The sequence below is a fragment of the Pedobacter cryotolerans genome (genome assembly GCF_005116475.1).
Taxonomy (GTDB): Bacteria; Bacteroidota; Bacteroidia; order Sphingobacteriales; family Sphingobacteriaceae; genus Pedobacter; species Pedobacter cryotolerans.
The window spans coordinates 1-6,075 of sequence record NZ_SWBO01000023.1 but is presented as its reverse complement, the minus strand read 5'-3'; the positions used below and the strand labels follow the sequence as shown (position 1 = coordinate 6,075).

At 47.1% G+C, this 6,075-nt stretch carries 2 tRNA genes and 3 rRNA genes; all 5 read right to left on the bottom strand.

The window, feature by feature from the left end:
* Positions 1 to 219: 219 nt before the first annotated feature.
* Positions 220 to 331: ribosomal RNA gene (gene rrf / locus FA045_RS18655) — 5S ribosomal RNA — on the bottom strand.
* A gap of 89 nt (positions 332 to 420) precedes the next feature.
* Positions 421 to 3,299 (bottom strand): 23S ribosomal RNA (locus FA045_RS18650).
* A 207-nt stretch (positions 3,300 to 3,506) separates the two neighbouring features.
* A tRNA-Ala gene (locus FA045_RS18645) sits at positions 3,507 to 3,583 on the bottom strand.
* 14 nt (positions 3,584 to 3,597) lie between these two features.
* Positions 3,598 to 3,672: transfer RNA gene (locus FA045_RS18640), tRNA-Ile, on the bottom strand.
* A gap of 201 nt (positions 3,673 to 3,873) precedes the next feature.
* Positions 3,874 to 5,393: ribosomal RNA gene (locus tag FA045_RS18635) — 16S ribosomal RNA — on the bottom strand.
* Together the 16S, 23S and 5S rRNA genes with 2 tRNA genes alongside form the textbook arrangement of a ribosomal RNA operon.
* Positions 5,394 to 6,075 lie beyond the last annotated feature (682 nt).

Sequence of the window (6,075 nt, the reverse complement as noted above, 5' to 3'; positions counted from 1 at the left end):
TGTCCCGCTTTCCGTTATACGGCCATTGCCCGCTATCCACTTCGGTATACACTGCAATCGGGTCTATGATGGAGCATGTTGTGCTGCTATTTACATTTGCCTAGCAAAGTTCACAAAGCACATCGCTTTTTGGATCAACAAAAGCCAACACAACATTTTAATAGGAAATTTTGTAAAACAAGAAAGCCTCACAACTTTCGTTATGAGGCTTCTTTTAAGATCTGGCACCGACCTACTCTCCCACATGTTACTGCAGTACCATCGGCTCTGGCGGGCTTAACTTCTCTGTTCGGAATGGGAAGAGGTGGACACCGCCGATATAGGCACCTGAATATTTTAAATGTACTATGCAAAACAGCATAGGACAATGACATATTATTGAAAGAAGTTATTTTAGAAGAACAAACAACAGTCTGTTTGCTTTGAAAGCTTCGGGTTATTAGTAATACTCGACTGTGATGTCACCACCTTTACATCTGTATCCTATCAACGTAGTAGTCTTCTACGGCCCTATATGGAATTCTCATCTCGTGGCTAGTTTCGCACTTAGATGCTTTCAGCGCTTATCTATCCCCAGCGTAGCTACTCTGCAATGCCCCTGGCGGAACAACAGATTCACTAGAGGCTAGTCCAACCCGGTCCTCTCGTACTAAGGTCAGCCCCACTCAAAATTCCTACGCCCACAACAGATAGGGACCGAACTGTCTCGCGACGTTCTGAACCCAGCTCGCGTGCCACTTTAATCGGCGAACAGCCGAACCCTTGGGACCTTCTCCAGCCCCAGGATGTGACGAGCCGACATCGAGGTGCCAAACCTCCCCGTCGATATGAGCTCTTGGGGGAGATCAGCCTGTTATCCCCAGCGTACCTTTTATCCTTTGAGCGATGGCCCTTCCATGCAGAACCACCGGATCACTATATCCGTCTTTCGACCCTGCTCGGCTTGTCTGCCTCACAGTCAAGCAAGCTTATGCTATTGCACTCCTCGTACGGTTACCAAGCGTACTGAGCTTACCTTTGAAAGCCTCCGTTACCTTTTTGGAGGCGACCACCCCAGTCAAACTACCCATCAAACAATGTCCCCCGCTGAGCGGGGTTAGACACCGAATACAAAAAGGGTGGTATTTCAACGTTGGCTCCACGACGCCTAGCGACGCCGCTTCAAAGCCTCCCACCTATCCTACACATCTTGTATCCAATGTCAATGTTAAATTGTAGTGAAGGTGCATGGGGTCTTTCCGTCCCGTTGCGGGTACCCGGCGTCTTCACCGGGACCACAATTTCACCGAGCTCATGGCTGAGACAGCGCCCAGATCGTTACACCATTCGTGCAGGTCGGAACTTACCCGACAAGGAATTTCGCTACCTTAGGACCGTTATAGTTACGGCCGCCGTTTACTGGGGCTTCGATTCAATGCTTCTACTTGCGTATGACATCCCCTCTTAACCTTCCAGCACCGGGCAGGTGTCAGGCCTTATACTTCATCTTTCGATTTTGCAAAGCCATGTGTTTTTGTTAAACAGTCGCCTGGGCCTTTTCACTGCGGCTGATATTGCTACCAGCGCCCCTTCTCCCGAAGTTACAGGGCCATTTTGCCGAGTTCCTTAGCCATGATTCACTCGAGCACCTTAGAATTCTCTTCCCGGATACCTGTGTCGGTTTGCGGTACGGGTTTTTATAGACTGGAGCTTAGCGGTTTTTCTTGGAAGTCTGATTACCTGCGCTATCCACTTACCCGAAGGCTCGCGGTACTATCGACGTTCAGCTAGATTGGCGGATTTGCCTACCATTCTAATACCTACAGTCTTTAACGAACTATTCCGTCAGTTCGCGGCAGTGTCACTACTCCGTCCCCACATCGCATCTATAAAAAGTACGGTAATATTAAACCGTTGTCCATCGAATATCCCCTTCGGGTTCTCCTTAGGCCCCGACTAACCCTGATCCGATTAGCGTTGATCAGGAAACCTTATCCTTTCGGTGGGCGGGTTTCTCTCCCGCCTTATCGTTACTTATGCCTACATTTGCTTTTCCAGAAGCTCCACCATAGCTCACGCTACAACTTCGCTGCCGCTGGAATGCTCCCCTACCGTAATATAAATATTACCCATAGCTTCGGTATACCACTTAATGCCCGTTTATTATCCATGCACGATCGCTCGACTAGTGAGCTGTTACGCACTCTTTAAATGAATGGCTGCTTCCAAGCCAACATCCTAGCTGTCTATGCAATCGCACCTCGTTAGTTCAACTTAGCGGTAATTTAGGGACCTTAGCTGATGGTCTGGGTTCTTTCCCTCTCGGCGCGTGACCTTAGCACCCCGCGCCTCACTGCCGTGTATATTATATAGCATTCGGAGTTTGTCTGGATTTGGTAGGATTTGACTCCCCCGCACCCAATCAGTAGCTCTACCTCTATATAACTCAACCACGACGCTGTTCCTAAAAACATTTCGGGGAGTACGAGCTATTTCCCAGTTTGATTAGCCTTTCACCCCTACCCACAGATCATCCGGAAACTTTTCAACGTTTATCGGTTCGGTCCTCCAGTACGTGTTACCGCACCTTCAACCTGTCCATGGGTAGATCACAAGGTTTCGCGTCTACCTCCCCTGACTATGCGCCCTATTCAGACTCGCTTTCGCTTCGGATCCGTGTCTTAAACACTTAACCTTGCCAGAGAAGAGTAACTCGTAGGCTCATTATGCAAAAGGCACGCCGTCACGCCACCTGGACGCTCCGACCGCTTGTAAGTATACGGTTTCAGGTTCTATTTCACTCCCCTGTTCGGGGTTCTTTTCACCTTTCCCTCACGGTACTGGTTCACTATCGGTCTCTCAGGAGTATTTAGCCTTACCGGATGGTGCCGGCAGATTCCCACAAGGCGTCTCCGACCTCGCGGTACTCAGGATCCTGCTAGACTAACATTCTATACGTGTACAGGGCTATCACCTTGTTTCGCTGGGCTTCCCATCCCATTCCACTTCTGTTTGTTAATGCCACATTGCAGTCCTACAACCCCAGATATGCCGTAACATAGCTGGTTTGGGCTCTTTCCCTTTCGCTCGCCACTACTTAGGAAATCATTATTATTTTCTCTTCCTCTGCTTACTTAGATGTTTCAGTTCGGCAGGTTTGCGCACTATGTGCAACTAGTCTTCAACTAGCTAGGTTTCCCCATTCAGAAATCCGCGGATCAATTCATATTTGCTAATCCCCGCGGCTTATCGCAGCTTATCACGTCTTTCATCGCCTCTGAGAGCCAAGGCATCCCCCGTATACTCTTTCTTACTTTCTTCTACTCATGCGCCTTTTGCGCCGCATGGTATGCTTTTTTGATATGTCGTTATCTTTTCATCCCCGAGGGAACTCCAAGCTAACAACGTCTCTATTGTTGTTTGCTCTTCTTATTAACTTCTTCCAATATGTCAAAGAACTTTTCAATCCCGAGGTTATATTTCTACAACCTTATTATAAACGTACCTTTTATATTAGGTACCGGTGATGGTGGAGAATAACGGAGTCGAACCGTTGACCTCCTGCGTGCAAGGCAGGCGCTCTAGCCAGCTGAGCTAATCCCCCAAAAAAATTACGTGTAGTCCCGTCCAGATTTGAACTGGAGACCCCTACATTATCAGTGTAGTGCTCTAACCAGGCTGAGCTACGGGACTTTATGATTTTAGATCTTAGATTGACGATTTTAGATTTGTATCAGCCCTTAAACTGAAGTTCGTAAATCGTAAATCAAAATCGTATTTCAATTTCAATCCCGCCGCAGCCGATATGGTATCGTGCCGATGGCGTCATCTTTTTGGTTTCTCTTTAGAGATATGTATCATTTTTTACGCAGCGAGTAGTCTATACTACTCCAGAAAGGAGGTATTCCAGCCGCACCTTCCGGTACGGCTACCTTGTTACGACTTAGCCCCAGTTATCGGTTTTACCCTAGGACGCTCCTTGCGGTTACGTACTTTAGGTACCCCCAACTTCCATGGCTTGACGGGCGGTGTGTACAAGGCCCGGGAACGTATTCACCGCATCATTGCTGATATGCGATTACTAGCGAATCCAACTTCATGGGGTCGAGTTGCAGACCCCAATCCGAACTGTGAACGGCTTTTTGAGATTGGCATTACATTGCTGTATAGCTGCCCTCTGTACCGTCCATTGTAGCACGTGTGTAGCCCCGGACGTAAGGGCCATGATGACTTGACGTCGTCCCCTCCTTCCTCTCTGTTTGCACAGGCAGTCTGTTTAGAGTCCCCACCATTACGTGCTGGCAACTAAACATAGGGGTTGCGCTCGTTGCGGGACTTAACCCAACACCTCACGGCACGAGCTGACGACAGCCATGCAGCACCTAGTTTCGTGTCCTTGCGGACGCTACCATCTCTGGTAACTTCACTAACTTTCAAGCCCGGGTAAGGTTCCTCGCGTATCATCGAATTAAACCACATGCTCCTCCGCTTGTGCGGGCCCCCGTCAATTCCTTTGAGTTTCACTCTTGCGAGCGTACTCCCCAGGTGGAATACTTAACGCTTTCGCTTAGCCGCTGACTGTATATCGCCAACAGCGAGTATTCATCGTTTAGGGCGTGGACTACCAGGGTATCTAATCCTGTTTGATCCCCACGCTTTCGTGCCTCAGCGTCAATAAGACCATAGTAAGCTGCCTTCGCAATCGGTGTTCTGTGACATATCTATGCATTTCACCGCTACTTGTCACATTCCGCCTACCTCTAGTCCATTCAAGCCCATCAGTATCAAGGGCACTGCGATAGTTGAGCTACCGTCTTTCACCCCTGACTTAACAGGCCGCCTACGCACCCTTTAAACCCAATAAATCCGGATAACGCTTGGATCCTCCGTATTACCGCGGCTGCTGGCACGGAGTTAGCCGATCCTTATTCCTTCGGTACATTCAGCTACTTACACGTAAGTAGGTTTATTCCCGAATAAAAGCAGTTTACAACCCAGAGGGCCGTCTTCCTGCACGCGGCATGGCTGGTTCAGAGTTGCCTCCATTGACCAATATTCCTTACTGCTGCCTCCCGTAGGAGTCTGGTCCGTGTCTCAGTACCAGTGTGGGGGGTCATCCTCTCAGATCCCCTAGTCATCGTGGTCTTGGTGGGCCGTTACCCCGCCAACTAACTAATGACACGCATGCTCATCTCTATCCTATAAATATTTGATCATTGTACGATGCCGTACTGTGATTTTATGCGGTGTTAATCCGAATTTCTTCGGGCTATCCCCCAGATAAAGGTAGATTGCATACGCGTTACGCACCCGTGCGCCGGTCTCAAGTTAGCAAGCTAACTCTACCCCTCGACTTGCATGTATTAGGCCTGCCGCTAGCGTTCATCCTGAGCCAGGATCAAACTCTCCATTGTAAAATGTGTTGTTTGAACACTGACCATTCTTATTCTAGTGTTATTAAAATTAAATAGTCTTGTATTCTATTATTATGTTGTCTGATAGTTACAGACTTAAGAAACAGCTTGGTGTCATGTACTTTGAAATCGTACTGTTTGCCTCGCTGCGTTGTATAAATGATATCTCTTTAATGAACTTTTCGATCTTACCTCACGGTGATCTTTATATGTTGCAATGTCTTTCTTAATTCTTAACTGGTCTTTTAATGTTCCAGTTAGTCATCTTAAATTTCATCGTTTCAATCTTGTTTTTTAGCTTTCCGAACTCCGTTCGTTAGCTCCCGTTTCGTTTGGGATTGCAAAGGTAGGAAACTTTTTTAAACTTGCAAACTTTTTTTTATTTTTTTGAAACTTTTTTTTCGTTTCGTTGTTTGCTCTTTGTTTCCCTATTTCAATTCATCCTCTCTTTTCCTTTTCTCCTTCTGTCGTTACCTCCGTAGCGGGTTGCAAAGGTAAGAAGATTTTTTAATTTCCAAAACTTTTTTTGAAATTTTTTTGTCTTTTTCGTAAGTGGCTTATTTACAGCTCAAATACTTTTAAATCCCCTTTTTCAATGCCCCTATCACTATTTCCGTAAACCCATTCGCCTCCTCCGAAGCGGGATGCAAAAGTAGAAAAATTAAACGTAACAACAAATATA